Source organism: Thiocapsa roseopersicina (assembly GCF_900106925.1).
Lineage (GTDB): Bacteria > Pseudomonadota > Gammaproteobacteria > Chromatiales > Chromatiaceae > Thiocapsa > Thiocapsa roseopersicina.
The window spans coordinates 262,733-286,623 of record NZ_FNNZ01000002.1; the positions used below are offsets into that span (position 1 = coordinate 262,733).

Annotated in this window: 23 protein-coding genes; 10 read left to right on the plus strand and 13 right to left on the minus strand. The window is 64.5% G+C overall.

Features of this window, described 5'->3' with window-relative positions:
* Nucleotides 1-133 precede the first annotated feature (133 nt).
* Nucleotides 134-1,582: a tryptophanase gene (locus BLV04_RS03755; protein WP_175534484.1), complete on the minus strand. Its 1,449-nt coding sequence runs from the start codon at nucleotides 1,580-1,582 to the stop codon at nucleotides 134-136.
* A 204-nt stretch (nucleotides 1,583-1,786) separates the two neighbouring features.
* On the opposite strand from BLV04_RS03755, the gene BLV04_RS03760 reads away from it, so the two are divergent.
* Nucleotides 1,787-2,479 carry a small multi-drug export protein gene (locus BLV04_RS03760; protein ID WP_175534485.1) on the plus strand — a complete coding sequence of 231 codons (693 nt, stop codon included), beginning with the start codon at nucleotides 1,787-1,789 and terminating at the stop codon, nucleotides 2,477-2,479.
* A gap of 260 nt (nucleotides 2,480-2,739) precedes the next feature.
* Here BLV04_RS03760 and BLV04_RS03765 read toward each other — a convergent pair whose 3' ends face one another.
* Together BLV04_RS03765 and BLV04_RS03775 are read right to left on the minus strand one after the other, a co-directional pair.
* The gene (locus BLV04_RS03765) at nucleotides 2,740-3,468 is read right to left on the minus strand and encodes an oxygen-binding di-iron domain-containing protein (RefSeq protein WP_093028277.1); all 729 of its coding nucleotides are present in this window, start codon (nucleotides 3,466-3,468) and stop codon (nucleotides 2,740-2,742) included.
* 751 nt (nucleotides 3,469-4,219) lie between these two features.
* Nucleotides 4,220-4,966: an SAM-dependent methyltransferase gene (locus BLV04_RS03775; protein ID WP_093028279.1), complete on the minus strand. Its 747-nt coding sequence runs from the start codon at nucleotides 4,964-4,966 to the stop codon at nucleotides 4,220-4,222.
* Nucleotides 4,967-5,567: 601 nt separating this feature from the next.
* On the opposite strand from BLV04_RS03775, the gene BLV04_RS03780 reads away from it, so the two are divergent.
* Nucleotides 5,568-6,698, plus strand: a complete 1,131-nt coding sequence (locus tag BLV04_RS03780; protein ID WP_245731696.1) for a trypsin-like serine peptidase — start codon at nucleotides 5,568-5,570, stop codon at nucleotides 6,696-6,698.
* 635 nt (nucleotides 6,699-7,333) lie between these two features.
* Here the strand turns inward: BLV04_RS03780 and BLV04_RS03785 are convergent.
* From BLV04_RS03785 to BLV04_RS03810, 6 genes are all read right to left on the minus strand, one after another.
* A complete protein-coding gene (locus BLV04_RS03785) occupies nucleotides 7,334-7,615 on the minus strand; it encodes a hypothetical protein (RefSeq protein WP_245731697.1) in 282 nt (93 codons plus the stop codon).
* The gene (locus BLV04_RS24800; RefSeq protein WP_175534486.1) at nucleotides 7,612-7,791 is read right to left on the minus strand and encodes a hypothetical protein; all 180 of its coding nucleotides are present in this window, start codon (nucleotides 7,789-7,791) and stop codon (nucleotides 7,612-7,614) included. The genes BLV04_RS03785 and BLV04_RS24800 overlap by 4 nt, the downstream gene beginning before the upstream one ends.
* A gap of 257 nt (nucleotides 7,792-8,048) precedes the next feature.
* Nucleotides 8,049-8,669, minus strand: a complete 621-nt coding sequence (locus BLV04_RS03795; RefSeq protein ID WP_093028281.1) for a hypothetical protein — start codon at nucleotides 8,667-8,669, stop codon at nucleotides 8,049-8,051.
* Between the two features lie 106 nt (nucleotides 8,670-8,775).
* Nucleotides 8,776-9,306 carry a ferritin-like domain-containing protein gene (locus BLV04_RS03800; RefSeq protein WP_093028283.1) on the minus strand — a complete coding sequence of 177 codons (531 nt, stop codon included), beginning with the start codon at nucleotides 9,304-9,306 and terminating at the stop codon, nucleotides 8,776-8,778.
* A complete protein-coding gene (locus BLV04_RS03805; protein ID WP_093028285.1) occupies nucleotides 9,303-10,139 on the minus strand; it encodes a 2-oxoacid:ferredoxin oxidoreductase subunit beta in 837 nt (278 codons plus the stop codon). Before BLV04_RS03805 ends, BLV04_RS03800 begins: the two co-directional genes overlap by 4 nt.
* Before the next feature lies 1 nt (nucleotide 10,140).
* Nucleotides 10,141-11,895, minus strand: a complete 1,755-nt coding sequence (locus BLV04_RS03810) for a 2-oxoacid:acceptor oxidoreductase subunit alpha (protein WP_093028287.1) — start codon at nucleotides 11,893-11,895, stop codon at nucleotides 10,141-10,143.
* Nucleotides 11,896-12,136: 241 nt separating this feature from the next.
* On the opposite strand from BLV04_RS03810, the gene nifV reads away from it, so the two are divergent.
* From nifV to nifM, 5 genes are all read left to right on the plus strand, one after another.
* Nucleotides 12,137-13,285, plus strand: a complete 1,149-nt coding sequence (gene nifV, locus BLV04_RS03815; RefSeq protein WP_093028289.1) for a homocitrate synthase — start codon at nucleotides 12,137-12,139, stop codon at nucleotides 13,283-13,285.
* Nucleotides 13,286-13,306: 21 nt separating this feature from the next.
* The gene (locus BLV04_RS03820) at nucleotides 13,307-13,849 is read left to right on the plus strand and encodes a hypothetical protein (protein ID WP_093028291.1); all 543 of its coding nucleotides are present in this window, start codon (nucleotides 13,307-13,309) and stop codon (nucleotides 13,847-13,849) included.
* A gap of 133 nt (nucleotides 13,850-13,982) precedes the next feature.
* Nucleotides 13,983-14,327 carry a nitrogenase-stabilizing/protective protein NifW gene (gene nifW, locus BLV04_RS03825; protein WP_093028448.1) on the plus strand — a complete coding sequence of 115 codons (345 nt, stop codon included), beginning with the start codon at nucleotides 13,983-13,985 and terminating at the stop codon, nucleotides 14,325-14,327.
* Nucleotides 14,311-14,787: a nitrogen fixation protein NifZ gene (locus BLV04_RS03830; protein WP_093028293.1), complete on the plus strand. Its 477-nt coding sequence runs from the start codon at nucleotides 14,311-14,313 to the stop codon at nucleotides 14,785-14,787. Before nifW ends, BLV04_RS03830 begins: the two co-directional genes overlap by 17 nt.
* Nucleotides 14,784-15,656, plus strand: coding sequence for a nitrogen fixation protein NifM (gene nifM / locus BLV04_RS03835; RefSeq protein ID WP_093028295.1), 873 nt, complete (start codon nucleotides 14,784-14,786; stop codon nucleotides 15,654-15,656). Before BLV04_RS03830 ends, nifM begins: the two co-directional genes overlap by 4 nt.
* Nucleotides 15,657-16,094: 438 nt before the next feature.
* On the opposite strand, the gene BLV04_RS03840 is transcribed toward nifM, so the two are convergent.
* Nucleotides 16,095-16,541 (minus strand): hypothetical protein, encoded by a 447-nt coding sequence (locus tag BLV04_RS03840; protein ID WP_093028297.1) that lies wholly within the window; start codon nucleotides 16,539-16,541, stop codon nucleotides 16,095-16,097.
* A 248-nt stretch (nucleotides 16,542-16,789) separates the two neighbouring features.
* Nucleotides 16,790-18,370: an alpha/beta hydrolase gene (locus tag BLV04_RS03845; RefSeq protein WP_093028299.1), complete on the minus strand. Its 1,581-nt coding sequence runs from the start codon at nucleotides 18,368-18,370 to the stop codon at nucleotides 16,790-16,792.
* A 338-nt stretch (nucleotides 18,371-18,708) separates the two neighbouring features.
* On the opposite strand from BLV04_RS03845, the gene BLV04_RS03850 reads away from it, so the two are divergent.
* From BLV04_RS03850 to BLV04_RS03860, 3 genes are all read left to right on the plus strand, one after another.
* On the plus strand, nucleotides 18,709-18,927 hold the full coding sequence (locus BLV04_RS03850) for a Trm112 family protein (protein WP_093028450.1): 219 nt from the start codon (nucleotides 18,709-18,711) through the stop codon (nucleotides 18,925-18,927).
* Between the two features lie 82 nt (nucleotides 18,928-19,009).
* Complete coding sequence (locus tag BLV04_RS03855; RefSeq protein ID WP_245731698.1) at nucleotides 19,010-19,561, plus strand: Slp family lipoprotein; 552 nt, start codon at nucleotides 19,010-19,012, stop codon at nucleotides 19,559-19,561.
* Nucleotides 19,562-19,863: 302 nt separating this feature from the next.
* Nucleotides 19,864-20,397, plus strand: a complete 534-nt coding sequence (locus BLV04_RS03860; protein ID WP_175534487.1) for a Slp family lipoprotein — start codon at nucleotides 19,864-19,866, stop codon at nucleotides 20,395-20,397.
* Between the two features lie 198 nt (nucleotides 20,398-20,595).
* Here the strand turns inward: BLV04_RS03860 and rapA are convergent, their stop codons facing one another.
* Together rapA and BLV04_RS03870 are read right to left on the minus strand one after the other, a co-directional pair.
* Nucleotides 20,596-23,376 (minus strand): RNA polymerase-associated protein RapA, encoded by a 2,781-nt coding sequence (rapA, locus tag BLV04_RS03865; protein WP_093028303.1) that lies wholly within the window; start codon nucleotides 23,374-23,376, stop codon nucleotides 20,596-20,598.
* A 5-nt stretch (nucleotides 23,377-23,381) separates the two neighbouring features.
* A complete protein-coding gene (locus BLV04_RS03870; RefSeq protein WP_093028305.1) occupies nucleotides 23,382-23,744 on the minus strand; it encodes a magnesium transporter MgtE N-terminal domain-containing protein in 363 nt (120 codons plus the stop codon).
* Between the last annotated feature and the right edge of the window lie 147 nt (nucleotides 23,745-23,891).

The window sequence follows — 23,891 nt, forward strand, 5'->3', positions numbered from 1 at the left end:
GATCGCTCCTCGCCCATCGGTCGGCCTTGCCGAAACTTGGTCGCCGGGAGACAGACCCGCGGGGGGCCGGCGGCGGGGGACTCGCCGCCTCCTCGGGATTCGAGGTCGCACTCTGCGAAGACATCGCGGGCCCCTACAGGCTGTCGCCCAGGTCGGCGCGGAATTTGGCCACCAGCGCCTCCTGCCAGTCGGAGGTCGGCACCAGGCGTCCGAAGAAGAAGCGCAGGATGCTCGGTTCCTCGACGAAGCGCAGACCGCCGACCATTCGGCGGTTCTCGTACAGCCAGACGATGCGATCCACGGCGTACTTCACCTGCGACATGGTGAAGACCCGGCGCGGCAAGGCGAGGCGCAGCAGCTCCATGTCGGCGAGCTTCTCGCTTCCGTCGGGGTTGCGCTGCTCGGAGAGCGTGCCGCGCTCCATGCCGCGAACGCCGCCGACAAGATACAGGGCGGAACCCAGCGCGCCGGCGGGATACTCGGCTTGAGGGACATGCGAGAGGAAGGCACGCGCGTCGATGTGACAGCCCAGACCGCCGGGCGGCGTGATCACCGGGACACCCTTGCGTGCCAGCTCCTCGACCATGAAGCGAATGAACTGTGGACCCTGGCTGACCATGTCCATATCCATCGTCTCCTCGAGACCGACCGTGATGGCCTCGATCTCGCGCACCGACATGCCGCCGTAGGTGAGAAAGCCTTCGTAGAGGGTGATCTTCTCGCGGATCGTCTTGTAGAGATCCTCGCTGTTCATGCAGATCCCGCCGCCGCGCGCGCAACCGAGCTTGCGGGCGGAGAAGTAGATGAGGTCGTACTGGTCGGCCACGGCGCGGGTGATCTCGCGTAGGCTCATATCGCGACACTCGGCCTCGCGGATCTTGTTGAAGTAGAGGTTGTCGGCCAGAAGGCTCGCATCGAGCACGGCGAGGATGCCGTGCTCGCGGCAGATCCGGCCGACGTCGCGCATGTTCTGCAACGACACGGGCTGTCCGCCGATCAGGTTGGTGCCCGCCTCGCAGCGCACGAAGGCGATCCGCTCGGCACCCTGCTCCGCGATCAAGGCCCGGAGCTTCTCGAGGTCCATGTTGCCCTTGAAGGGTTTCTCGCTGGTCACCTCCAGCGCATCGGACGTGAAGATTTCCTCGACCGTGCCGCCGTTGAGCGTGATGTGTGCCTTGGTCGTCGTGAAGTGGTAATTCGTCGGCACGATGGTGCCCGGCCGCACGAGCACTTGGGAGAGGATATTCTCGCAGGCTCGCCCCTGATGGGCCGGCAGGAAATAGCGCGTCCCGAAGATCTCCCGGATCCTCTCCTCCAAGCGATAGAAGGTCTCGGACCCGGCGTAGCTGTCGTCGGCGACCATCATGGCCGCCTGCTGCCGATCGCTCATGGCATTGACGCCGCTGTCGGTCAGCATATCCAGGAAGATGTCGCGGTTCTTGAGCAGAAAGGTGTTGTTGCCCGCCTCGGTGATGGCCGCATGACGCTGCTCGATCGGGACGAGATGAAGCTTCTGGACGATGCGGACCTTGTGCATCTCGAGCGGAACGGACTCACCGGAATAGAACTTGACTTCGGACACGGACGTTCTCCCTGATAGCGTTATCGGATCGCCTGGCCGGCACGGCGCTCCAACGATACCACCGTGCCAGGTCCCGATCGACGGCGGGACCGGCGGTCGGCCATGCCGCCCACGCGAATGCCTGCCTTTCGCGATCGGCAAACTTCGGAACCGGCCCATCGCTCGGTGGAGGCAAAAGGAAAGATCGAACCCGGGGTGTGCATCATGAGCTCGTCGTGGAAATCCGTCCTGCGGACGTCCGAAGGTCTGGTCCTGGTGGCCGCACTCTGCCTATCTCTAGCGGTGTTGGCCGCACTGGCGGTAGCCGCCGTGTGGTCCCCTGGATATGGTCAGTTGCTCGCAGCGGTCATCGCGACCAACTTGGTCTTCGGGCGCGTCACAGCCATGTCGCTCGGATACGCCACCGGACTCGATGACCTCACGGTGGTCCTGGCCAACCTCCTGATCGAGACGATCCTGGTCTTGATCTTCTATCCTTTGTTCGTCTTCAGCTGGCGCGGGTTGTTGGAAGTGAAGACCCTGCGACCTTACCTGCGCGCGGTTCGGGAGGCCGCGGAACGCCATCACGGGACAATTCGCCGTTACGGGCTCATCGGCCTCTTCCTCTTCGTTTGGTCACCGATCTGGATGACCGGGCCCGTCGTCGGCTGCGCCATCGGCGTCCTGCTGGGTCTCAGCATGGGGGTCACCTTGGGGGTCGTCTTGGCCGGGACCTACGTCGCCATCCTGGGCTGGGCGTTGGCCATGAGGCAGCTACACGACCAGGTCGCAGGATTCAGCCCCTTCGGCCCGCTGGCCTTGTTCGCAGTCCTGGTGGTGATCATTGCCGGAGGATATCTGTTGAGACGCCTGGTACGCCGCCGACCCCGGACGTCGGCCCGCGAGCACGTCGACTAAACCGCGTCCAGAGCGACATGGGTCATTTTCATGTTGTATTCGGCCTTGGGGACTTCACCGCCCGTGCTGGAGACGCGGTTTAAAATTTTATATTTTTTAAAATTTTAAACCGCGCCAACTCCAACAATCGTCGAGTCTGCCGGGGCCGATCCCATCCAAAAACATCACATACCGCGCTGGGCGCGGTTTAGCACCGAAGGACACACACGGCCGGGTTTCACATCTCAGCCCCGGATCGATCGGACCCGATCGGGAACGCTCTATTCCGAAAGCGCATCGGCAAGCGCGCGAAGCAATGCGGTCCCGTCGCCGCGCCATGCGCTGCCGTGCATGCACGCGAGTGTTGCCGGATTCGTCGAGGCAAGCTTCTCGAGCTGGAGACGCGCGTTCTTCGTGTGCGAGAAATAATCCATCTCGTGGCGGAAGGCTTCGCTCGGTCCGAGAATGTCGGACTCGGTGACAGGCGGAAGCTGACTGCCGCCCTGGGTGAAGAGGTCGCCGCAGAGGAGTGTCGAGGTTCGCTCTTCCATCAGAAAGCCACACTCCCACGCGTGCGGCAAATGGGGAGCGTCGAGCCAACGAACGACATGATTGCCCAGCGAGATCGCCTCTCCGTCGGCGAGCGCTCGGGGTGCCCGATCGGCAAGGTCGCCGATGGATACCATGGCCGCAACGGTGCCGCACAGTGGCGAGGACTGCGGGGCGGAGCCAAGCCACTCGTTCAACGAACCGCACTCGTCGGCTTCCACGTGGGACAAGGCGATATAACGCAGGCTCTCGACAGGCAGAACACTCGCCACCGCTTCGCGCACCAGGGGAAACATCCTTCTCGGACCCGTGTGAAAGAGCAGTGGCTTATCATCGACGATCAGGTACTGATTGAATGAAAACCCGCCTGCACCCTCGATGACCACCGGCGTATTGATGCGATAGATCCCGTCGGCAACCTCATGCACGTTTGTCCCGGACTGGATGTTGGTCACGGTCATTGGACTCTCCTCGGCACCGCTTGAGTGATCGTGGCGTTCAACGGCCCGTCGCCCGACCTCCGAGCGCGACGGCCGAACGGCCCACGCGGATTGATGGCCCGGCGGCGGTCGATCAGGGCGTCCCATGACTGCGGAGAAGTCGGTGGCGCCGCCCGCGCTGCCCGTCGATGGGCTAAGAGACCCTTTCGCATCGTAAGACGGCCCGACGAACGTTCGGCAGCCCAATCTTCCGAAGACGCGTTGAGTATAGACGGGCACAGGGCTTCAAAGGCCCCGGTGGCTGATCATGGTGATCCGACGCAGCCGGACCGATCTCCTCCCGCAGCTGACTGGACGGGGCGAACATTGGCCGGGGCGCAGCGGTCATTCAGGAGCGAACCCCATAAACCACGACCGTTTCACCAGAGTCTGGGACGCCCTGGAGGACACGCCCCGCGAGTCCGAGAACCTGCGGTTGCGCTCCGCCTTGATGATGGCCTTGAACCTAGAAAGAGCAGTTGGCCGGCCGTCAGGGTGCGTCCCGCGTGGTGGCTGGCAAGGCGCAACCCGGCGTCATAGGGGTTCTATGGCAACGGGCTGCAACGCAGTCCAGGCGCCGCGCGGGGCGTGCCCTGACGGTCGGAGCGGCATTACCCAGCGGGTGCAACATCCTCCCGGCATCCTTCAAAGAGAGGCATCGGGGGCAAGTCTTGACGCGCCACCGGCTGTTGCGCGGCACAGCCGTTGACGATACGCCGGATGCGCCACCGCATCACCGCGGCATCAGCGCGAACACACCCCAGCCCAGGTATTCACGCGTGTAAGCGGCATAGCGCTCGGGTTCCGCGGTCAGCTTGGCTCGAACATCTTTCGCGAGATCGTCGCCGGGATTGGCTTCCAGCCACCGGCGCATGGTGAGCCATTTGGCCGCCTCGTATCTGTCCCAGCCGTCTTGGTCAGCCAGAACCATTTCAACGACGTCGTAGCCAAGGTGGCCGAAGGACGCGAGAAGGTCTGGAAGCATGCGAAAGTCGGAGATTGAGTTGGCAAGACACCCCTTGGCAACCTCTTCCGTCGGCGGTAACTGCCACCAGTAGGGCTCGCCGATGAGGATGATCCCTCCGGCGCGCAGGCTCCGCCCCAGAAGCTCGATCGTGCCGACGACTCCCCCGCCGATCCAAGTGGCGCCGACACAGGCTGCCACGCTGACCTTCTCCTCAGAGACATAGCCGGCAGCATCGCCATGAATGAACTTCACTTGATCGGCGACGCCGAGCTCTTCAGCACGGCGCTTCGCTTGCTCGGTGAACAACTGACTCATGTCGATGCCTGTGCCGATGACGCCGTAATCGCGCGCCCAGGTGCACAGCATCTCCCCCGAACCGCTGCCGAGATCGAGCACTCGGGCCCCCGATTCCAGACGCAGCGCCGCGCCGAGCGTGGCGAGCTTTTCGGGCGTGATCGGATTGTGAATGCGGTGAGCACTCTCGGTGATGTTGAAGATCCGCGGAATGTCCATTGTAGAGAAACGAATGTCCTTACTGGTGTGAATAGATTCCGACAGGGCACACAGGGATCCAGGCATCGGGGTCAGCTAAATGGTGACCCCATGTTCCCCTCCCGTGCTCCCGTGCTCCCGTGGAATCAGCTCGCGGCAGGATCTCGATAAGACCGGCCCGGACGCGGTGTGCGTTCGATACCGGGATAAGCGAAACGCACCTCGCGCCAATTGGAGCCCAAGACGGGCGGCGCTGTCGAGTCCGATGCCTGCGGCCATTTCTTGGGGCAGTCGTCTGTGGCGACCCTCCGGCTCTCTTGTCAAGAAACGGCGCAAGGTGAAAACAACATTGGATTTTTTGTGTCAACAGGCTGCCTTGCTCGCAGGCTTACCCTCACACTGCTACACTCGTCGCTCAGGAAAAAGTTGCATGTTCACACGGATTCGCTTCGTTCTCCCTGCAAGGACAGGCGAGTCTCCACTCCGTATAGCCTGTACGCGGAACCCCGTCGACAAGGAGATTATGATGCTGAGATCATTGAGCGTTGCGGTCGTGCTGACGACCGCAAGTCAAGTCAGTCTGTCTCAGGATCGCGGAGGAGAAGCCCCGGGGCCCGTCCCCATGCCGTCGGAGCTGCAACGGCCGCAATCGGGCAATGTCCATGACTACTGGACACCGGAACGGATGGAAAGCGCTCGACCGAGGGGGATGTCGCGCCCGGTCGTCCCCGATGCGCAATCGAGCACTTCTTCGGAAGAGGCGGACCTGCCCCTGGGACCGCCGATTCTCGTGCCGGGGTGGTCGCCCGAAGGTGACGAGCTGCCCCCCGTCCCCGGTGAAAGCTACGAGATCAATCTCAAGGTCGCCCCCTTGGACTTTTCCTTGCAAACGCACGGATCGGCGCCGACGAACCCGAAGGACGGCCCCTACGGTCCCTTCCAGCGCTGGACCATGCAGGGTCGCTACGAGACCTGGCCGAGATCCGTGCACGGCAAGCTATTCTTCTCGCTCGGCGGCTCCGACAGTGAATGCTCGGCGACCGTGATCGGGCGTAACGTGATTGCGACGGCGGGGCACTGTGTCAGTGACGGCAGCGGGACATGGGCAACGAATTTCCTCTTCTGTCCGGGCTACAGTCAAAGTGGTCCGATGCCCGGGACCGGATGCTGGGGCGTTCGTGACGGCACGACCAGCACCGCATTCTTACAATCGGACGACGAAGACTACGATTATGCCTGTTTGATCACGAATACTACCGGTGATCAATTCAACGGCCCGATCGGGGATCGAACTGGCTGGACGGGTGTTGCCTACAACCGGGCGACGTTTCAGCCGATCGTTCAGTTTGGATATCCCGGTGATGCGCCTTTTGATGGAAAGACGATCCAGCAAGTGGTGTCTGTGGAGTGGTACGAGTTGGACCGCACTCCAGGAGGACAGAAATCGAAATATATCGGCAGCGACTTAACCGGCGGATCCAGCGGCGGCGGTTGGTTCCTGAGTTGGCGTCATCCCTCCACGGAGTACCCCGATACTGACGGTTCGACGGTGACCGATCCCGCCGGAGCGCAAAACGGCCCCTATCTCAACGGTGTCAACAGCCACACTCGATGCGCTTCGAATTGCGGAAGCCCTCCGACGACGACTTCGGGGGAGTTCTGGCAAGAGATGGGGTCACCTCAATTCCTGAACTCGACGACCGACAATCAAGACGCATCGGACATCTTTGGGTACTGTTTCGCCAATCAATGAATCTGCGTCAACCCAGGCTCCGACCCGGGATCCGGTTCGCCTGGTGCCTGGTATGAGAAAGCCAGACGGTGCCGTGCATACGGTGCGAGATTGATCATCAGGTACAACCCCCTCCGAGAGCACGTGCGTGACATCGCTTCTGAGACCGGGCAAGTATTCCGCGGCCGCCCGTCGATCCGCTCAAGCACTTGCCAGGGCGGCGGGCGGTACCACAAAGGCGCCGCGGCGGCGGTGGCGACTCGGCGCCGCGAGGCGGACCGGCGCGCGAGGCGCCTTTGCAGGCGCCCTCAGGAGCTGCAGACGATGAAAAATGACGATTCGAGTTGGCCTTCCGCCCGAGCGGCGGCGCGCTTCACAGGCCGCCCGGAATCCGTCGAGCCCGAGGATGCTCAAGACCCGTCGAAAGTTGTAGCAGTGGACCAAAAGCGCGAGGCATCGCGAGGCATCGGGGTCACGTCTTGAAATCACGCATTGCGTGATTTCAAAACGTGACGCTATGGCTCCCAGCAGGATCTAGAAAAGGGTGCGCGTCAGCTGACCGACCCGGTGGCAGGTCACCCCTGCGATCTTCTTTCCTTTGTTCATGCTCGGTCCTATGGCTCCTTTGGGTTTTGGTCGACATCGACGGGGAGCGGCTAGGCGGCGACTCTCGCGTTGGCACTCTGACCGCGCCCTTTGCGGGTGTTCTTGGGCTGCTCGGCGCGCGCGGCGCAGATGCGCTCCAGGAGGACGGATGCCGGCTCGTCGTCCGGGTCCTGGGGGACGAGCTCGCCACGGAAGGCTTTGGAGAGGTTGGCTTGGTCGAGATGGTTAAGCAACGATTCCGCTCTCGCACAGGCATTGCCGCAGTCATGACAGCGATCGCGATCGACGAACCCCTGGCGGCTGGACCGAGCGCCGATCTTCGGCAGCGTCATGATGCCGCGCCCGATCGGCTGCGCTGCCGACGCCCCGTCTTGCCGTTGGATCCCTTCTCCGACGCGCAAGCTCCGCCGTAACGCGCGATGCAGCTTTCGAGCTGGGTCTTCGCCGTCCGCTGAATCCGCCCGAGCAGGTCGTGGGTGACATCCGAGAGCCCGAACCGCTCCATCAAGGCCCGCTCCAGATAGTGAGGTTCCCTCGGTTTTCAAATGGACCTCGCAGAATTGGTCGGTCAACGCGGTGATCGCGTCGTACTGGCCCTGGAGTGCGGTCGGCACCCGCTCTGTTTGTTGTCCTGTCATCGCGTCTTACCTCGTTCTGATTTGTCGATCGCCCTCCGACCATCTTAAACCGCGCCCGGTGCGGTATGCGTCATGTGTTGGGTGGCTTGGCCGCGCCAACTCCGAAGACTGTCGGAGCTGGCGCGGTTTAGAGCCGATAGTCGTCCAGCGGATCCGGGCTGATGCCGTCACCCCAAAGCCCCCAGCCGCCGGTTTCATCGTCCAGCACCCAGGCCACAACCTCCAAAGGATCCTCGCCGTCGGCCAGTTTCCGTTCCTCCTCGTGAATCAAACCGCGGACACCTCCGAGCGTCTCCCCTGCCCGCAAACGCCGGGCGTTCCTGACGACCGACGAGACGCGACCGAGCCGATGCCCGAGTGCCCTGATCCGCTGCTGCCTCGCACGCAGGGCCTCGACCAGAAACCCGAGCAGACGGGCCGAGTCGCTCCAGCGTTCCTGCAACTCCAGCAGGGTGCGTTCGATGGCTTCCGGCGCCAGCTCGCCGTCACGAACCTGATACTCCACGAAGACGCCTTGGGCGAAGACAACGAACAGCGTCAGGGTCCGCGCGTGCTCGGCATGCGTGCCGTAAACCAGCGCGCCGCTCGCATCGAGCTTCAGGACGTCGAAGTAGACGCGGATCCCCGACGGAACCCCGCCGATCCAGTCGCCGGGGTGGTAGTTGCCAAGGATGCAATCGAAGCGCTTGGTCTGGATCTCCAGATCCCGGCCATCGAGCTCGATATGGAGCGAATCGAACATGCCCATCGTTCTTCCTCCTCGCGGTGTCACGCCGGGTGACGATCAATGCGGAGCGAGGCGCTCGGCGCGCTCGGCCAAAGGACGGGGTCGTCGCAGTTCCGAGGGTCGGGCTTCACCCCTGCAGATTCGGCGGATCCAGATCCTCGGGGATGCGGGTTGCGACCAGGCGCTCGCGCTCGACCCACGCGCTGACCAGCTCGACGTGCTCGTTCTCCTCCGCGGCCATCTCGGCGGCGAGCGCGCGGACCTGCGGCTGCGGTGAATCGGTCGCGACGAAGGCGTAGAAGTCACGACCGCGGATCTCGTTGAAAAGGGCCAGCTCGAAGGCTTGGAGCGACGTCATCAGATAGCTGACATCGATGTCGTCGCAATCGACCTCGGGGCTGCCGGGGCAGGCCCACTTGAAGTCCCAGGGTGCGATCTCGGGGAGCCGGATGCCCTCGGCGCGGGCGGTCACCTCGGAGGCGTGTGCTGCGCTCATGTCGGCGAGGAGTCGAAAGACGGCGGCGACCGTGTGGTTGTGGTGCAGGGTCATGGTCTCGGCGAGCTGACGATAACGCTCGGCCGATTCGTGCTCGAGCTCGAGGGCGTGTACCAAAAACTCGGCGACGGACTCGATGCGCTGACTCGCGAGGGTGCTCATAGCGCGAACTCCCGTTCCAGATCCGCGGGTGTCGCGGTCGGCTGGTTCTGCGGCTGCCAGATCGGGAGCCGCCGGACATAGAAGAGGCCGAGCGCCATGCCGTCGTCGGCCTGGATAAAGCGGGCGGCCTCGACCGGATCGTCCGTGGGTGCGGTATCGACCGGATGGACCAGGTGCTTCCATTCCTTCTGCTCCGGGCGGAAGGTCTGGCAGGGACTCAAGACCTGAAGAAAGGCGAATCCCGGATGCTCGATCGCCTCCACCAGCAGCTTGGTCAAACCGTTGGGGTCACCCGCGAAACCGCGGGCGATGAAGCTCGCGCCGGCCGCAAGGGCAATCGCCGTGGGCAGGAAGGGCCGCATGCCGGTGCCGTGCGGCGTGAGCTTGCTCTTGGCCCAATCCGGCTGGGTGGTCGGCGACGCCTGGCCCTTGGTCATGCCGTAGACCTCGTTGTCCATAACGATGTAGGTCAGGTCCATGTTGCGCCGACAGGCGTGCAGGAAGTGGTTGCCTCCGATCGAGAAGCCGTCGCCGTCACCGCCGGCCACGATCACGGTCAGGTCCGGTCGGGCCGCCTTGAGCCCGGAGGCGAGCGGCAACGCGCGGCCGTGAATGCCGTGGAAACCGTAGGCGTCGACATAGGCCGGCAATCGGGAAGAGCAGCCGATGCCGGAGATCATGGCGACACGCTCCTTGGCAAGCTTCAGATGCGCCAGGGCCTTGGTCACGGCGGAGAGCACGGCGAAGTCTCCGCAGCCGGGACACCAGACGGGTGCGACCTCGGACTTGTAGTCCTTGGCTCGAAGGGTCGGGGTGACAATGGCGGTATCCATCTCAAGTCTCCTCGCGCTCGTCGCGATCGGTCAGCGCGCGCATGATCTCGGCGGGCCGCAACGGCAAGGGGCCGGGTCGTGCATAGGACCGCGCGTGCAACGGGAGCGCGCGTTGTGAATGGAGATAGGCGAAGCACTGTGCGGTCTGGTTTTGCTCGACCACCAGGATCGAGCCGGCCGAGCCGATGGCCTCGAGCAGCGCATCGCGTTGCAGTGGCGCGAGCAGGCGCAGGGCGATCGCGCGTGTCGGAGTGCCCGAGTCACGCAGACGCTGCGCGGCCTCGAAGACCGGGCCTGCCGAGGAGCCCCAGGTCAGGAGCAGATGGTCGCCCTCGCCGCGGATCTCGGCCCAACCGAGGCCGTAGTCGAACCCGGTCAGCTTGTGCAGCCGTTTGTCGAGCTGCTCGGCGTGGTCGATCGCGCGGCTCGAGGGCGCACCGCCCGGACCGTGCTCCAGACCCTCTGCGGTATACATGCCGCCGGGCAGACCGGGTAAGGCCATCGGCGAGACCCCGTCGGGCGACGGCCTATAGCGGCGATGATCCGTATCCGCGTCGTTGCCGATCAGGCGTTGCAAAGGCGTGCGCTGCCCTGCCCCGAACGGCAAATCGCCAGGCGGGTCGACGATCGCACGCGACTGACCCAGCATCTGATCCGACAGCACGATCGCGACCGTTTGCAGATGCTCGGCCAGACCGACTGCCCACTCGACCGTATAGACGCAATCGCGGATGCCCAGAGCAGCCAGAACCAGATGCGGGGCGTCGCCGTGCAGACCGTAGAGTGCGATGTTGAGATCGGACTGCTCGGACTTGGTCGGGATGCCCGTCGATGGACCGCCGCGCTGCACATTGACCACGACGACCGGGGTCTCGCTCGCCACGGCCAGACCCAAGCCTTCGACCATCAGGCTGAGGCCGGGGCCGGAGGTCGCGGTCAGCGAGGGCACGCCGCCGAACGAGCTGCCGATGATCATGTTGATCGAGGCCAGCTCGTCCTCGGCCTGGAGCAAGGAGCCGCCGAGCAGCTCCAAACGGGGTGCGAGCCATTCCAACACCTCGCTGGCCGGGGTGATGGGATAAGCGGCGACGAATCGTACCCCGCCGCGAACGGCACCCAGTCCGGCGGCCTCGTTGCCGCTGATGTTCCAACCCGCGACAGGCGGGGCGAGCGCCGAAGGAGGCACATGCGCCGTATCGGCCGCCGAATAACCCGAGCGAATGCAATCAAGTGCCGGGGTCAAGACCCGGCCGCCCTTGCCGCCGAGCGTCGCCCGGGCGCCTGCTTCGAGCGCATCCAGCGGCAGGCCGAGCATCGCGCCGACCATGCCGAGCGCGACCATGTTCATCCTGCCTTCGGGCTGTGCATCGGCGAGCGCCTTCCAAGGCAGGCTTCGCACCTGCGCGCCCGAGCGGACGAGGATCTCGGGGATCGGCCCGGCCTGCGCGTCGGTCAGGATGAGACTGCTGCGATCGAGCGGCAGCTCGTCGGCGAAGCGGGCGACGTTCTCCCAGTCCAGACCGATGAGCAGGTCGAAGCGATCGTCCATGCACTCGATCGGTCGCGGCCCGAAGCGCAGCATGGCCGCGGACTCGCCGCCGCGAATCTGCGGACCCGCCGAGCGGCCGAGCAGACCGTAGTAGCCGGCGCGGCCGACGGCGGCGAGCAGGATAAGACCCGCCGTGACCGCCCCGCTGCCGCCGGAACCGGTGATGGCGAGGGCGGCGCCCCCGGCGAGGGTCGATCGTTCGGTCATCCGCGCTCCACTCGTTGAAATCGCTCGGACTATTGGAACCGCAAAGGTGCGACAGGCGCAAAGGCTTTCGCGGCTCGGGCTGCGGCATCGCCGTTGAGTCTGCGACAGCGCCCCGGCAAGGCGCTGTCGCAAAGGCTCCAATCAGCGACTCGGATGCATCCAAGGCTCTGTTCCAAGACATCAATATTGAATGGCCCGGCGTTTGCTTACACCAAAGTCAACGCTCTTCGAGGAACCGGGCATGGAACCGCAACAGGTCACGATCAACGACACCACCCTGCGCGACGGCGAGCAATCCGCCGGCGTCGCCTTCTCGATCGAGGAGAAGCTTGCCATTGCACGCGGTCTCGATGCGCTCGGGGTGCCCGAGCTCGAGGTCGGCATCCCGGCCATGGGCGAAGATGAGCGCGAGTCGATCCGCGCCGTCGCCGCGCTCGGGCTCTCAGCACGCCTGATGGTCTGGACCCGGATGCGCTCAGTCGACATCGCGCAGTGTCGCGACCTGGGCGTCGACATGGTGGATCTGTCCATCCCGGTCTCGGATCAGCAGATCGCACACAAGCTCGGGCGCGACCGGGAGTGGGTGCTGAAGCAGATCCGCCGACGGGTCGCCGACGCGCTGGACATGGGGCTCGAGGTCTGTGTCGGTGCCGAGGACGCCTCGCGCGCGGACCCCGAGTTCCTTTGGCTTGCCGCGGAGACCGCCCAAGCCGCCGGCGCCCGACGCTTCCGCTTCGCCGACACCGTCGGCCTGATGGACCCCTTCGGCGTTTGCGAGCGCATGCGCGACCTGCGTGCCATCCTGGACCTTGAGATCGAGATGCACGCGCACGACGATCTGGGACTCGCCACCGCCAACAGCCTGGCGGCGGTGCGCGGGGGGGCGACCCATCTCAACACCACGGTCCACGGGCTCGGCGAGCGGGCCGGCAACGCCGCGCTGGAAGAGGTTGTGATGGGGCTTCGGCACATCCACGGGATCGACAGCGGCATCGATCTGAAGAGCTTCGGCGAGCTCTCGGGTCTGGTCGCCCGGGCCTCCGGAAAACCGGTCGCCTGGCATAAGAGCCTGGTCGGAGGCGGGGCCTTCACGCATGAATCCGGTATCCATGTCGACGGTCTTTTGAAGGATCCGCTCAACTACCAAGGTATCGATCCGGCCGAGGTCGGGCGCAGTCATCACCTGGTGCTGGGCAAGCATTCCGGCCGACACGCTGTGCGCCGAGCCTACGCCGACCTCTTATGCTGCGATCTGGATCTCGACGAGGCCGACCGGCTGCTCCCCTTGGTCCGGCGCTTCGCGACCCAGAGCAAGCGCCCGCCCGAGGCCCCGGAGTTGGTGCGCTTCCTGGCCGAGATCGGTGATCCCCGGTCCGTCCGGGTTCAATAGGCACAAGAGGACACGCGCGTTATGGATCTCTTGGATTTCGACGGCGAGCCCATGTACTTCGACGAGCCCGTCTCCCCGGAGGTCGAGCGTCTCCTCGACGAGGCGGCGGAGGGCTACGGCGACGACACCGCCGAGGATCGCCTGCTGCAAGCCTATTTTCTCCAGCCCGAGCATCTGACGGTCTTGGTCGCGCTCTATCGCTATTTCTACTATCGGCATCGGTATCGCGAGGCCCTGATCACCGCCGATCGCGCGATCGCGCTTACCGCGGCCAGGCTCGACCTGCCGGCCGACTGGAGGGAGCTGCGCGAGTCCGACCTCGGCGAATCCGTGCTGATCTCGATGAGTCTGACCCGCTTTCTCCTGTTGGCGCTCAAAGGCTCCGGCTATCTGTTGTTTCGCCTCGGCGATGCAGCGGGCGCACTGAAGCGGTTCGAGAAGATCGCGGAGGTCGACACCAGCGATCGGCTCGGTGTGGGCGAGCTGCATGCAATGGCGCGTTCCGCGGTGACGCGATCCGCGCTCGAGGGCGCGGGCGGCAATGTCCGTTTCTTCAAGCGTTGAACCGCGTCCCGTGCGACAGGAGATACCGCGCCTGCTGGGACGCCCGGTGCAAACCGGACGGTTCGTGCCGGACGCGGTTCAGGAATCGAAGCGACTCAATCATGCCACCAATACTGAAATGAAGGAGACGATCATGACCGACGATGAATTCGACCTCGACCTCGAGGAACTCTCCAGCGCCGAAGACTTTCTGACCTATTTCGAGATCGACTTCGATCCGTCAGTCGTCCATGTCAACCGCCTGCATATCCTTCAGCGCTTCCACGATTACCTGCAACAGGTCGACGAGATGCCCGATTCGGGGATTGCCCGTCGGGCCTTGTATGCGGAGCTCCTCAAGTCGGCCTATCGCGATTTCGTGGTCTCCGATGCCGCGACCGAGAAGGTTTTCCGCGTCTTTCGAATGAACGAGCCCAAGAGCGTGCGGGTCGCGCTCAGCGACCTGGCGGAGCAGATGCCCCATGCGGCCCGGCTTTGAGTATGGCGACGAGGTGCGTGTCGTGCGCAATGTGCGCAACGACGGCACCTTTCCGGGACGCACGACCGGCACCCTATTGATCCGACGCGGCAGTACCGGCTTCGTCCGCGACATCGGGACCTTTCTCCAAGACCAGATCATCTATTCGGTCCATTTCCTAGAGCATGACCTGGTCGTGGGCTGCCGCGAAGAAGAGCTCCAGGCCGCCGCGGCACCCTGGACGCCGAGCCGCTTCGAGGCGCGCGAGAAGGTCGCGAGCCGCGTGCCGCTCGGGATTCAGGGCAAGGTCTTGGTCGAGGCCGGAGAGCTCGGCGAGGTGATGCGTGTGCTGCGCGATCATCCGGCCGGTGTCGCCTACGAGGTTCATTTCGCGGATCGGCCGACGCTTCAGGTGCCCGAATCCGCGTTGATCGCAAGCGATACCCCGAGCACGCCGGGACCGGAGGTCGAGGAGCCGTGACGACGACATTCCTACATCAACCGCCGACCGAGTCGCTGGGCGGCGAATATCGCTATCACCTGCTGCGCGCAGCGATCGAGCGGTTTCAATGCGATCTGGTCGGCTTGGATGCCCACCGGATGGTCGAAGTCGAGAGCCAGGCACGCAGAACCTTCGATCTGGAAAGCCTGGTGCTTTCCTCGTGCGAGGCACTCGATGCAGTCGTGCCGGAGCAGCGGATCGAGGACGCGTTCAAGGAGCTGCAGGGCCGTTATCCCGACAAGGACGCCTTCGAGGAAGACATGGCGCGCAACGGTCTGGACGAGGACGTCATGCGCCGCGCCCTTCAACGCGAGCTGACCTTCGACGCCGTCATGCAACGGGTGGGCGCCTACGCCGAACCGATTACGGAGATCGAAGAGCGACTCTTCTACGAGCTGCATCGCGAGCGTTTCCAGACCCCGGAGCGCCGCGCCGCACGCCACATCCTCATCACCGTGAACGACGACTATCCCGAGAACGCTCGTGACGCGGCGCTGGCGCGGATCGACCGGATCGCGGCCGACTTGAAGGGTCACATCGAGCGATTCGGCGCGATGGCCCGCCGGCATTCCGAATGCCCGACGGCGACGGAAGAAGGGAACCTCGGGCTCGTAACGCCCGGACAACTCTTCCCTGCGTTGGACAAAGGCTTGTTCGGGTTAAAGGCGGGGGACATCGGCGGACCCTTGGAGTCCGACCTCGGTTTTCATCTGCTGCTCTGCGAGCGCATCGAGCCGGCAAGATCGGTAGACTTCGAGCAGGCTCGGGCGAGGATCCGATCGGCACTCGAGCAACGGCGCCGGCGCGAGGCTCAAAAGGATTGGATATCGTCGTTGCGGCAGAGATAACCGATAGCGGCATTATTCCTCAAATCGTTGTCGTTGCCATTGCCATTGACGCAATCGTTGTCGTTGTCGTACAAGCAATACAATTCGCCCATCAGCAACTCGATGTTTACCGGATTTCGATCCGTGACGCGGCTTAGCCGTACCAAACCGCCAAGCGCTCGAGGAATCCACACGCAAGACCAACGGCTTCGCGCCTCTCGGTCCCTGTTGAAAATCGCCGAAGGCGTGCGAGAGAATTTGGGGGCCTCGGATCGTCTCGACAGAGACGACGATTACGACAACGAAATCAAGGCAAGATGCTTTGAGGGATCGGTTTTGCTCATTGTTGGACCTTGTTGGACCGATCCTTGTACCCCTCCCTGCCTCGGGCAACCCGCAGGCTCGGCGCCGGCTACGAGCGAGGCCGGACGCGGCCCGCAGGCCATCGAATCACCCGCACTACGCCACCTGCTTATCGGTCCCTTCGAGCTTACGAATCAGCGGATAGAGATGCTCCGTCTCACGCTGAATCCGGTCCATCACCAGCGCAAACATCTGCTCGGTATCCTGCAAAAACGACGGATGATCGTCAATGGTCAGGGAACGACGCTTCTGCGAGCACCACTGCTTCACATAGGAATTGAAGATGCGTTTGATCTCGGTCGAGCCGGAGAGAAAACGATTCGCGGTATTCTTGACCTTTTGATCCGGATTGGAAATGAGCTGACTGCAGATCTCCCGATCCACAAGCTCCATGTGCTCCTTGACTCGATTGGTCAGATCGAAGAAGACGTCGCAGGTGACATCCGTATCGCACATGGCGCGATCTCGAACCAAATAGAGAAACACGTTCGAGAGCTCCGTAATTTTGTGGTTCTGCGCGTGTAATTCGGCGAATGCGACCATGGTAAGGCTCCTCCGGTCGATAGGTAATAGACTTGGTGGTTCAAGGCAATTCGGCCGGGCGGCCGGGTTTCTTGTGGTGACTTAAGGCACAGGCTGCGGTCGATGTCGCAGCTCCAGTAAACCCCAGCGCTTCTGGTAGTTTACGCGAAAGCACAATCCAAGAGTAGCCTGCGCAGGATCAAAAAACATCGGGCAACGACCCGTCGACATGGCCCGAATCCTCGGCATAAATAGGGTTATTGGGGCCATCAAACCGAGACGATCGGAAAGGTCACGGCGACGGCGCAAGCGAATGCAATCGCATTCGCAACGGCAGCGACGGCCGGGTGACGGGTGCTGCGGTAAACCCAACCGCTCATGAGACCGTAGATCAAGAACAGCACCAGTATCGCCGGCACGATGATGACCAGAAAGAATAGCTCGTCCAGGTTCAGCGCCACCGCGGCGAGCAACGAGAATAAAAAGAGGGCCTTGGTCAACCAATATCCGCCCCGCGCAGCCCCTGGCCCACGGGTCGCCCACTCGTCGGCGAGACAATAGACGAGTGTTCCGGCAAGGATCGCAAGCACCAGGTGCAGGCGCTCCACACCAGGAAGCAGGGCGGTCACGAACCGATCCGTCGGCACGGCAAAGGCCAGTGTCGCATAGACCGAAGCGGCGAGGATCGCGATCGCCATCGCCGATCGGCTCACCGGGCCGTGCCGAGCCGCTACCGCGGGGCGCATGACCCACACACCGATTGCAGTCAGGATGCCGTAGACGGCGAAATGCAACGCCAGGTAGTCCCCGAGCATGATCGAGAGGAAATCGCTCGGGGCGCGCCAAAGGATGAGCGGTGTCAGCACGGCCGGCGCGATGGCGACCGGCAGCAACCGCCGCCAGCTCAGACCCGCACCGCGGGGTCGGTCGGCCACCCGCGGCAGGAGTCGGGACAAGGGCCAAGCGAGGGCGAGGATGCCGAGGAAGAGAAGCCCCAAACCCGCGCCGCGTCGGTCGACAAAACCGCTGCCGGTGCGATCGAAGGTCGCGTCGAGCCAAGCCAGCGACTCGGCCAAAGCACTCTCCGCATAAAGCACCCCGATGTGCTCGACGCCGGGCGCGAGCACCAAACGCCGCGCACTGCCGTCATTCGGGTCGCCGTAAGTCCGCCCCGCCTCGACCTCGCCTCCCGTCGCCTCAGCGATAGCTGCGCGCCCTTGCCCGTGGAGCATATCGGGCTCCAAGCCACCGTATACGAAGAGCAGATTGCGCGAGGACGCGGTGTGCGTATCCTCCGAGAGATAGGGCGAGACAAGCACGGAGGCCGCGACCGGCATCTGCGCGGACTCGGCAAAGCGCAGCAGGACATCGCCCGCCATCGAGTGACCGAGCAGGGCGAGTCGGCCGTCCGCTCCGGATTGCCGCAAGCCCAGAGCCACCGCGGGCATGAGTGCATCCGTCAGGAGGCGCAACCGGGTCGCCTGATCCTCCAGGTCGGCAACAAATGGCGTGGAATTTCGCCCGTGCCCCGGAAAATCGAAGGTGACGGCGATATAGCCGTTGCGTGCCAGGGTGACCGCGTACGCCTGCATCATCTGACGAGACCCCGCGAACCCGTGCGCGATGACCACGACCGGGGCAGGCGCATCGCCCGCGGGGCGATACAGGGTCATGGGCACACCGGCCTCGCGCACCTGGGCGATCGACAGCCCTCGGGTGGCGGATTCGAGCTTCAGAAGTCCGGCCGCCAACAGGCAGACCGCAATGACGGCTACAATGACGGGAACGATCACCGCACCGATGACGCCGGCGCGCTTCAGCCCGACAGGGGTTGTGTCTGAGGGATGCATCGGATCTCGGGCTGAGGGACGACATGATCCGTTCCGCAGGTGGCCTGGCGGACGGTCGGGGGAGCGCTGAATTCGGCGACCAGTCTTGCCCGGGAGCAGATGTAGGGAAGCGGTCGGGTTTTCAAGCCATGACTTCGCTCCTCCCGACCAACCTCGGCTGGTTGTGTCTCGTCCCGGGGCGGTAGAATCGGGTACCGACTTTTGGATGGCCGTTCGGGCCCGGACCGACGTGCGATCGGTCCGCACCCACAGGTCATCCTCGGGTCGTGCCTCGGCCGCGTGCGAACCGGCACCCCGGGATGCGACCCATCACCACAGCTTCGCGGAGATCACCCATGCTGGACAAACAACTGCTCGACATCCTCGTCTGCCCCGTCACCAAGGGTCCGCTGATCTTCGACAAGGCGCGTGGAGAGCTGATCTCGATCTCGGCGCAGCTCGCCTATCCGATTCGCGACGATATCCCGGTGATGCTGGAGGAAGAGGCTCGACCACTCTCCGCCGACGAGCTCGAGGTCTACCGTGAGCGCCGCTCCGGCAAGCACAGCCATCCGTGACGCCGGAGGCGCGGTCGACTCCGCCGGAGCACCTGATGCGGCTCCGGGTCGGATGGCGGACCGCGTTTCGACCGGCGCCCTGATGCACCGACTCCGTTCGCTCCGGCTCCCGATCATCGCCCTGCTGGTGCTCGGCGGATGCGCCACCAGCCGCGTGCCCGAGGCGATCCGCGACCCGGCGCTGCCCTCGCCCGCCGTGACCGAGGTCCAGCAACGGCCCGAGACCTTCATCGGGCAGCGCGTGCGCTGGGGCGGAAGCATCCTGGACGTGCACAACGCCCGGGAGACGACTCGGATCGAGATCCTTGCCAAACCCCTGAACAGCAGCGGCGAGCCCGACGACACCTCCCGCGGCCTGGGTCGCTTCATCGTCGAGCTGCCCGGCTTCAAGGACCCGGCGGAGTATCCGAAGCAACGTCGCTTGACTGTCGTCGGCCCGCTGGCTCGGATGGAGACACGCGACGTCGGTGACTACCCCTATCCCTATCCGGTCATCACTGCCGATGCCTGGTATCTCTGGCCGAACCCGCCGCCCGTCGCCCCTGTATCGCCTTACGACTATCCCTGGTATCGCCCTTGGTATGGTCCCTGGTACGGGCCTTGGTCGGGTCCTTGGTACGGCCCCTGGTATTAAACCGCGGCCAGAGCGAGATGCTCATTTTCGAGTGCATTCGACGTTTGGTGCATCCACAACCCTTAGTGGGGACGCGGTTTAAGATCTATATTTCTTAATATTTTCAAACGCGCCGGCTCCAACGATCGTCACGTCTGCCGGAGCCGCTCCCATACAAAAAACATCGCATACCGCGCTGGGCGGGGTTTAGAGGCGACGCGCAGATGAGCACACACCCACGATTTAGGCCGGCTTGGCCGAAGCGATCCCGGCCGAGGAGACGCCTGTCCGCGCTCGGAAGCGGCGCCGGGCGGACGACATGGATGCTCGCAGGGCTTCTCCTCATGCTCGCAGTGCTCACCGGCTGTGCAAGCCGGCAAGGCTGCGTTGAACCGGTCGGCGCCTCGGGGCTGACGCCCGAGAGCGTCGGCGCGCTCGGCCAAGGCGAAGGCGCCGCTGTCACCTGGGGAGGCGTGATCGCCGCCACCCGCAACCTCCCCCGAGAGACCGAGATCGAGACGATCGGCTACCGGCTCGATCGCTGCGGAAAACCGACGACGAGCGGGCAACCCATCGGTCGGTTCATTGTCCGCCAATCGGGCTTCCTCGAGCCATCGGACTATCGCGCGGGCCGTCGCATCACGGTCACCGGCCGCATCGCAGACGTGCGCGACGGTCAGGTCGGCGAGGCCAGCTACCGTTTTCCGGTCCTGGACGACGCCGTGGTACGCCTCTGGCCCGACGAGGTCCCGGAAGATCAAGGCGGATGGACGCCCCGCCTGATGCCCTACCTCGGAATCGGGTTCGGCAGCGGAGGCTTCGGGGGCATCGGCGGGGGCATCGGCCTAGGCTTCTGAATCGCGTCACGAGCGGTCAATAGCGGTTTGTCGTGTAGCGACGGCCGTCGTGTGCCCGAGAGATCCTCGCTGGACGCGATTCAGAAAAGTTGAACAAAAATAGTCTTTAAATTCTTGAACCGCGTCGACTCCGACGTTTGCGAGAGCCCGACACCTCCGTCGACCTGTGCCGAAATTCCATATCGCACCGGACGCGGTTCAACCGGTCACGACGAGACGTAGCGCGTCCAGTCTCAGGTGTGTCTTCGCCAGCGCCTGGCCGAGCTGGTCGCGTCGGCCCTCGAGCGCGCCGATCTCGTCCTCGCGCACGTTCGGATTGATCAGCGCCAATGCGCGCAGACGATCCAGCTCCTCGCCGAGGAGGCGCTGCATCCGCGCGGTCGCATCCTGCCGCAGGTCGCCCACGGCTGCGCGCGCCAAGCGCTCGCCGGTCTCGATCATGGACACCAGCCGTTCGCCCCGTGACTCCAACAGGGTGCGAGCGAGCTTGTGGTTGTGGTTCAGGCAATGGCCCTGCAGGTCCTCATGCGGGATGGTCTCGGCCAGATCCGCGCCGGACTCGTCGATCAAGAGCCGCAGCAAGGTCGGCGGCAGGAACCGGCCCGCCTCCAGATGGGCTGGTGCCTGACACTCGGCGACATAGAGTGCTTCCAGCAGCAGGCTCGCGCGTTTGAAGCGTGCGTCGCGGACGATCGTCAGAGCCGAGGTACCGAGGTCCGAGGCGCTCAGAAGCTCCATCGCCGCACGCACCATCGGGTGCTCGCGGGTCATGAAATCCCAGTGCTCGTGCGAGAGCGCGGTGGCCCGATCGAAGGTGAGAGTCAGGCCCTCTTCGGGCAGCTCGGGGAAGGTCTCCTGGAGCATGTGCGCACCCGGGCGGACCACCAACCCATAACCGGGCGCGGACTCGTGCTCGACACCGAATCCGTCCCAGAAGCGCTTGAGATAGTCGGCCAAGTCACCGTCGGCGTCGGCCCGCTCGATGGCCTCGACCAAGGCGGCGGAGCGCTCGGGACGGTGCGAGTGCAGCTCGAGAAGACGGTCGCGCCCCGCAGCCAGATCGCCATTGATGCGTGCGCTCAGCGCCCGGGCCTCGACGATCAGCACGTCGGCACCTTGCGGATCGGCCAGCGCCTCCGTCAAAGCGTCGCGCAGCCGCGCGTAGACAACCGGCGCGGCGGGACAGATGGCCGAGAAGGCATGCAACCCCTCGGCATACCACCGGAACAGGACCTCGCCCGGGCCGCCTGCGAGATAGGGAACGTGGATCTGCACCCGCCGCGTCTGCCCGATCCGATCGAGCCGCCCGATGCGCTGCTCGAGCAGGTCGGGATCCAGCGGCAGGTCGAACAGCACCAGATGATGGGCGAACTGGAAATTGCGCCCCTCGCTGCCGATCTCCGAGCAGAGCAGGATCTGGGTCCCATCCTCCGCGGACGCGAAATAGGCCGCCGCCCGGTCGCGCTCGCGGATCTCCATTTCCTCGTGGAAGACGGCCGCGTGGATGCCGGCACGCCGCAGCAGCACATCCCGCAGATCCAGGACGGTGTCGGCCGCGGCACAGATGAGCAGCAGCTTTTCGGGGCGGAGCCGTCGCAAGAGGTCGATGAGCCAGTCCACACGCGGGTCGATCTCCGACCAGTCAGGACCATGCGCGCGCTCGGGTGCAAGACGCGCGGCCGTGTCGCCCGCAAGCGCCCGGTATGCGTCGGGCTCCGGCAAGGGATAGGGCAGCAGGTCGCGCCCCGGAAAACCGGGGATGGCCGCGCGGGTGTTGCGGAACATGACCCGCCCGGTGCCGTGGCGATCGAGCAGACGCTGGATGATGGTCTCCGCATCCAGCCCGTCCAGGTCGCCCAAGAGCGAGCCGATCAGGGCCAGATCCGCATCGCCGAGCGCCCGACCCTCGAGCAGGTGCGCGGCCGCAGCCGCGACGGGCGCATAGCCCGCCTCCTCGGCAAGAAAGGAGGGATAGTCCCGAAAACGCTGCGGATCCAGAAGCCGCAGCCGGCCGAAATGACCCTCGCGACCCAACTGCTCGGGTGTCGCCGTGAGCAGAAGCACGCCCGGCGTGCGCTCGGCCAGATCCGCCACCAAGCGATACTCGAGGCTGGCGGCGGCTTCCAACCAATCCAGATGGTGTGCCTCGTCGACCACGAGCAGGTCCCATTGGCCATCGACGAGCGCGCGTTTTGCGGGCGCCGAGCGGATGATCCAATCGAGGCTGCAGAGCACCTGCTGATCGGCGAGAAAGGGATTGGGCTCGGAGATGGACTCGAAGCGCTCGTCATCGAACAGCGCGAAGCGCAGGTTAAAGCGACGCCGCATCTCCACCAGCCATTGGTGGAGCAAGGGCTCGGGCGTGATCACCAGCACCCGTTGCGCTCGGCCCGTCAGCAGCATCCGATGCAGGATCAGCCCAGCCTCGATGGTCTTGCCGAGCCCGACCTCGTCGGCCAAAAGCACGCGCGGGAAATCGCGCCGCGCCACCTCGGCCGCGATCTCGAGCTGATGCGGGATCAGCCCGACCCGTGCGCCGACCAGCCCCCGCACCGGCGAGTCGGCTTCACCCATCCCCTGCAACCAGGTCCGCCAGCGCAGATCAAACCAGTGATCGGGATCGAGCCGCCCGGACATGAGACGCTGATGCGGCCGGTTGAACCTGAGCCGGTCGTCCAGCTCGGACTCGCGAAGCGCGACGACCGCGCCATTCAGGTCTTCGCAGCGATACGTGTTGACGCCCGCGTCGCTCGCGACCGAGAGGATCGTGAGATCCCGACCCTCTCGATCGCGCACATGCTCGCCCGCCGCTAGCTCCAGACGCACCAAGGGCGGGTCCGGCAGGGCATAGATGCGTTCCTCGCCGGTCGCCCGATAGGCGATCTCGACTCGACGCCCGTCGACGGCAACCACCAGGCCGAGCCCAAGCTCCCCTTGTGTCTCGCTCAACCAGCGCTGGCCGGGGACGAAGCTATGCATACGCGCTAGATGCGCCGCCGGTAGTCGAGGATGACCGACACTCCGTGCCGCTTGACCTCGGGCAGTGCCTGCACGATCGCCCGACGCAAGTTCTTGGGTACCCGCTCGCACAGACGCGCCACCGTGTAGGACGGCAGCCCGCCGGCGAGTCGCACCGCCTCGGAGCGCGGGATATCTTCCAGGAGTTGGACCTGGGAAGGCTCGCGCAAGCGCAGAAACCGCAGACGCGCCGCGTCGTACTCCCCGCGACCGCAGGCGCGACGCACCGTCACGGCATCCTGCTCCGCAGACTCGTCGGAACGCGATTCGGACGCCACGGGGGCGGTGAACTGCTCACTACGATTCAAGGTGTTGTTCATCAACTCCATCACCGGATTCTCCTCGACGCCGCAAGGCGCGCTCCGAGGACCATTGAGCCTGAAAAGGCGACCGTCGACCCTCAAGCGGCTCGACGCGCGCATTCAGGACAACCAAAGCCGGCAAACGCCGGCACCCAGTCGGATGCTGGAGTCTCG

What these genes read in the sequence shown, in the direction of transcription:
- BLV04_RS03780 (WP_245731696.1), top strand. Translation starts at nt 5,568, where the DNA reads ATGCCGTCGGAGCTGCAACGGCCGCAATCGGGCAATGTCCATGACTAC.
- BLV04_RS03765 (WP_093028277.1), bottom strand. Translation starts at nt 3,468, where the DNA reads ATGACCGTGACCAACATCCAGTCCGGGACAAACGTGCATGAGGTTGCC.
- rapA (WP_093028303.1), bottom strand. Translation starts at nt 23,376, where the DNA reads ATGCATAGCTTCGTCCCCGGCCAGCGCTGGTTGAGCGAGACACAAGGG.
- BLV04_RS03860 (WP_175534487.1), top strand. Translation starts at nt 19,864, where the DNA reads ATGCTCGCAGGGCTTCTCCTCATGCTCGCAGTGCTCACCGGCTGTGCA.
- BLV04_RS03805 (WP_093028285.1), bottom strand. Translation starts at nt 10,139, where the DNA reads ATGGATACCGCCATTGTCACCCCGACCCTTCGAGCCAAGGACTACAAG.
- BLV04_RS03840 (WP_093028297.1), bottom strand. Translation starts at nt 16,541, where the DNA reads ATGGTCGCATTCGCCGAATTACACGCGCAGAACCACAAAATTACGGAG.
- BLV04_RS03870 (WP_093028305.1), bottom strand. Translation starts at nt 23,744, where the DNA reads ATGGAGTTGATGAACAACACCTTGAATCGTAGTGAGCAGTTCACCGCC.
- BLV04_RS03800 (WP_093028283.1), bottom strand. Translation starts at nt 9,306, where the DNA reads ATGAGCACCCTCGCGAGTCAGCGCATCGAGTCCGTCGCCGAGTTTTTG.
- BLV04_RS03820 (WP_093028291.1), top strand. Translation starts at nt 13,307, where the DNA reads ATGGATCTCTTGGATTTCGACGGCGAGCCCATGTACTTCGACGAGCCC.
- BLV04_RS03760 (WP_175534485.1), top strand. Translation starts at nt 1,787, where the DNA reads ATGAGCTCGTCGTGGAAATCCGTCCTGCGGACGTCCGAAGGTCTGGTC.
- BLV04_RS03845 (WP_093028299.1), bottom strand. Translation starts at nt 18,370, where the DNA reads ATGCATCCCTCAGACACAACCCCTGTCGGGCTGAAGCGCGCCGGCGTC.
- BLV04_RS03795 (WP_093028281.1), bottom strand. Translation starts at nt 8,669, where the DNA reads ATGGGCATGTTCGATTCGCTCCATATCGAGCTCGATGGCCGGGATCTG.
- BLV04_RS03785 (WP_245731697.1), bottom strand. Translation starts at nt 7,615, where the DNA reads ATGACGCTGCCGAAGATCGGCGCTCGGTCCAGCCGCCAGGGGTTCGTC.
- nifV (WP_093028289.1), top strand. Translation starts at nt 12,137, where the DNA reads ATGGAACCGCAACAGGTCACGATCAACGACACCACCCTGCGCGACGGC.
- BLV04_RS03855 (WP_245731698.1), top strand. Translation starts at nt 19,010, where the DNA reads ATGCACCGACTCCGTTCGCTCCGGCTCCCGATCATCGCCCTGCTGGTG.
- BLV04_RS03830 (WP_093028293.1), top strand. Translation starts at nt 14,311, where the DNA reads ATGCGGCCCGGCTTTGAGTATGGCGACGAGGTGCGTGTCGTGCGCAAT.
- BLV04_RS03775 (WP_093028279.1), bottom strand. Translation starts at nt 4,966, where the DNA reads ATGGACATTCCGCGGATCTTCAACATCACCGAGAGTGCTCACCGCATT.
- nifW (WP_093028448.1), top strand. Translation starts at nt 13,983, where the DNA reads ATGACCGACGATGAATTCGACCTCGACCTCGAGGAACTCTCCAGCGCC.
- BLV04_RS03810 (WP_093028287.1), bottom strand. Translation starts at nt 11,895, where the DNA reads ATGACCGAACGATCGACCCTCGCCGGGGGCGCCGCCCTCGCCATCACC.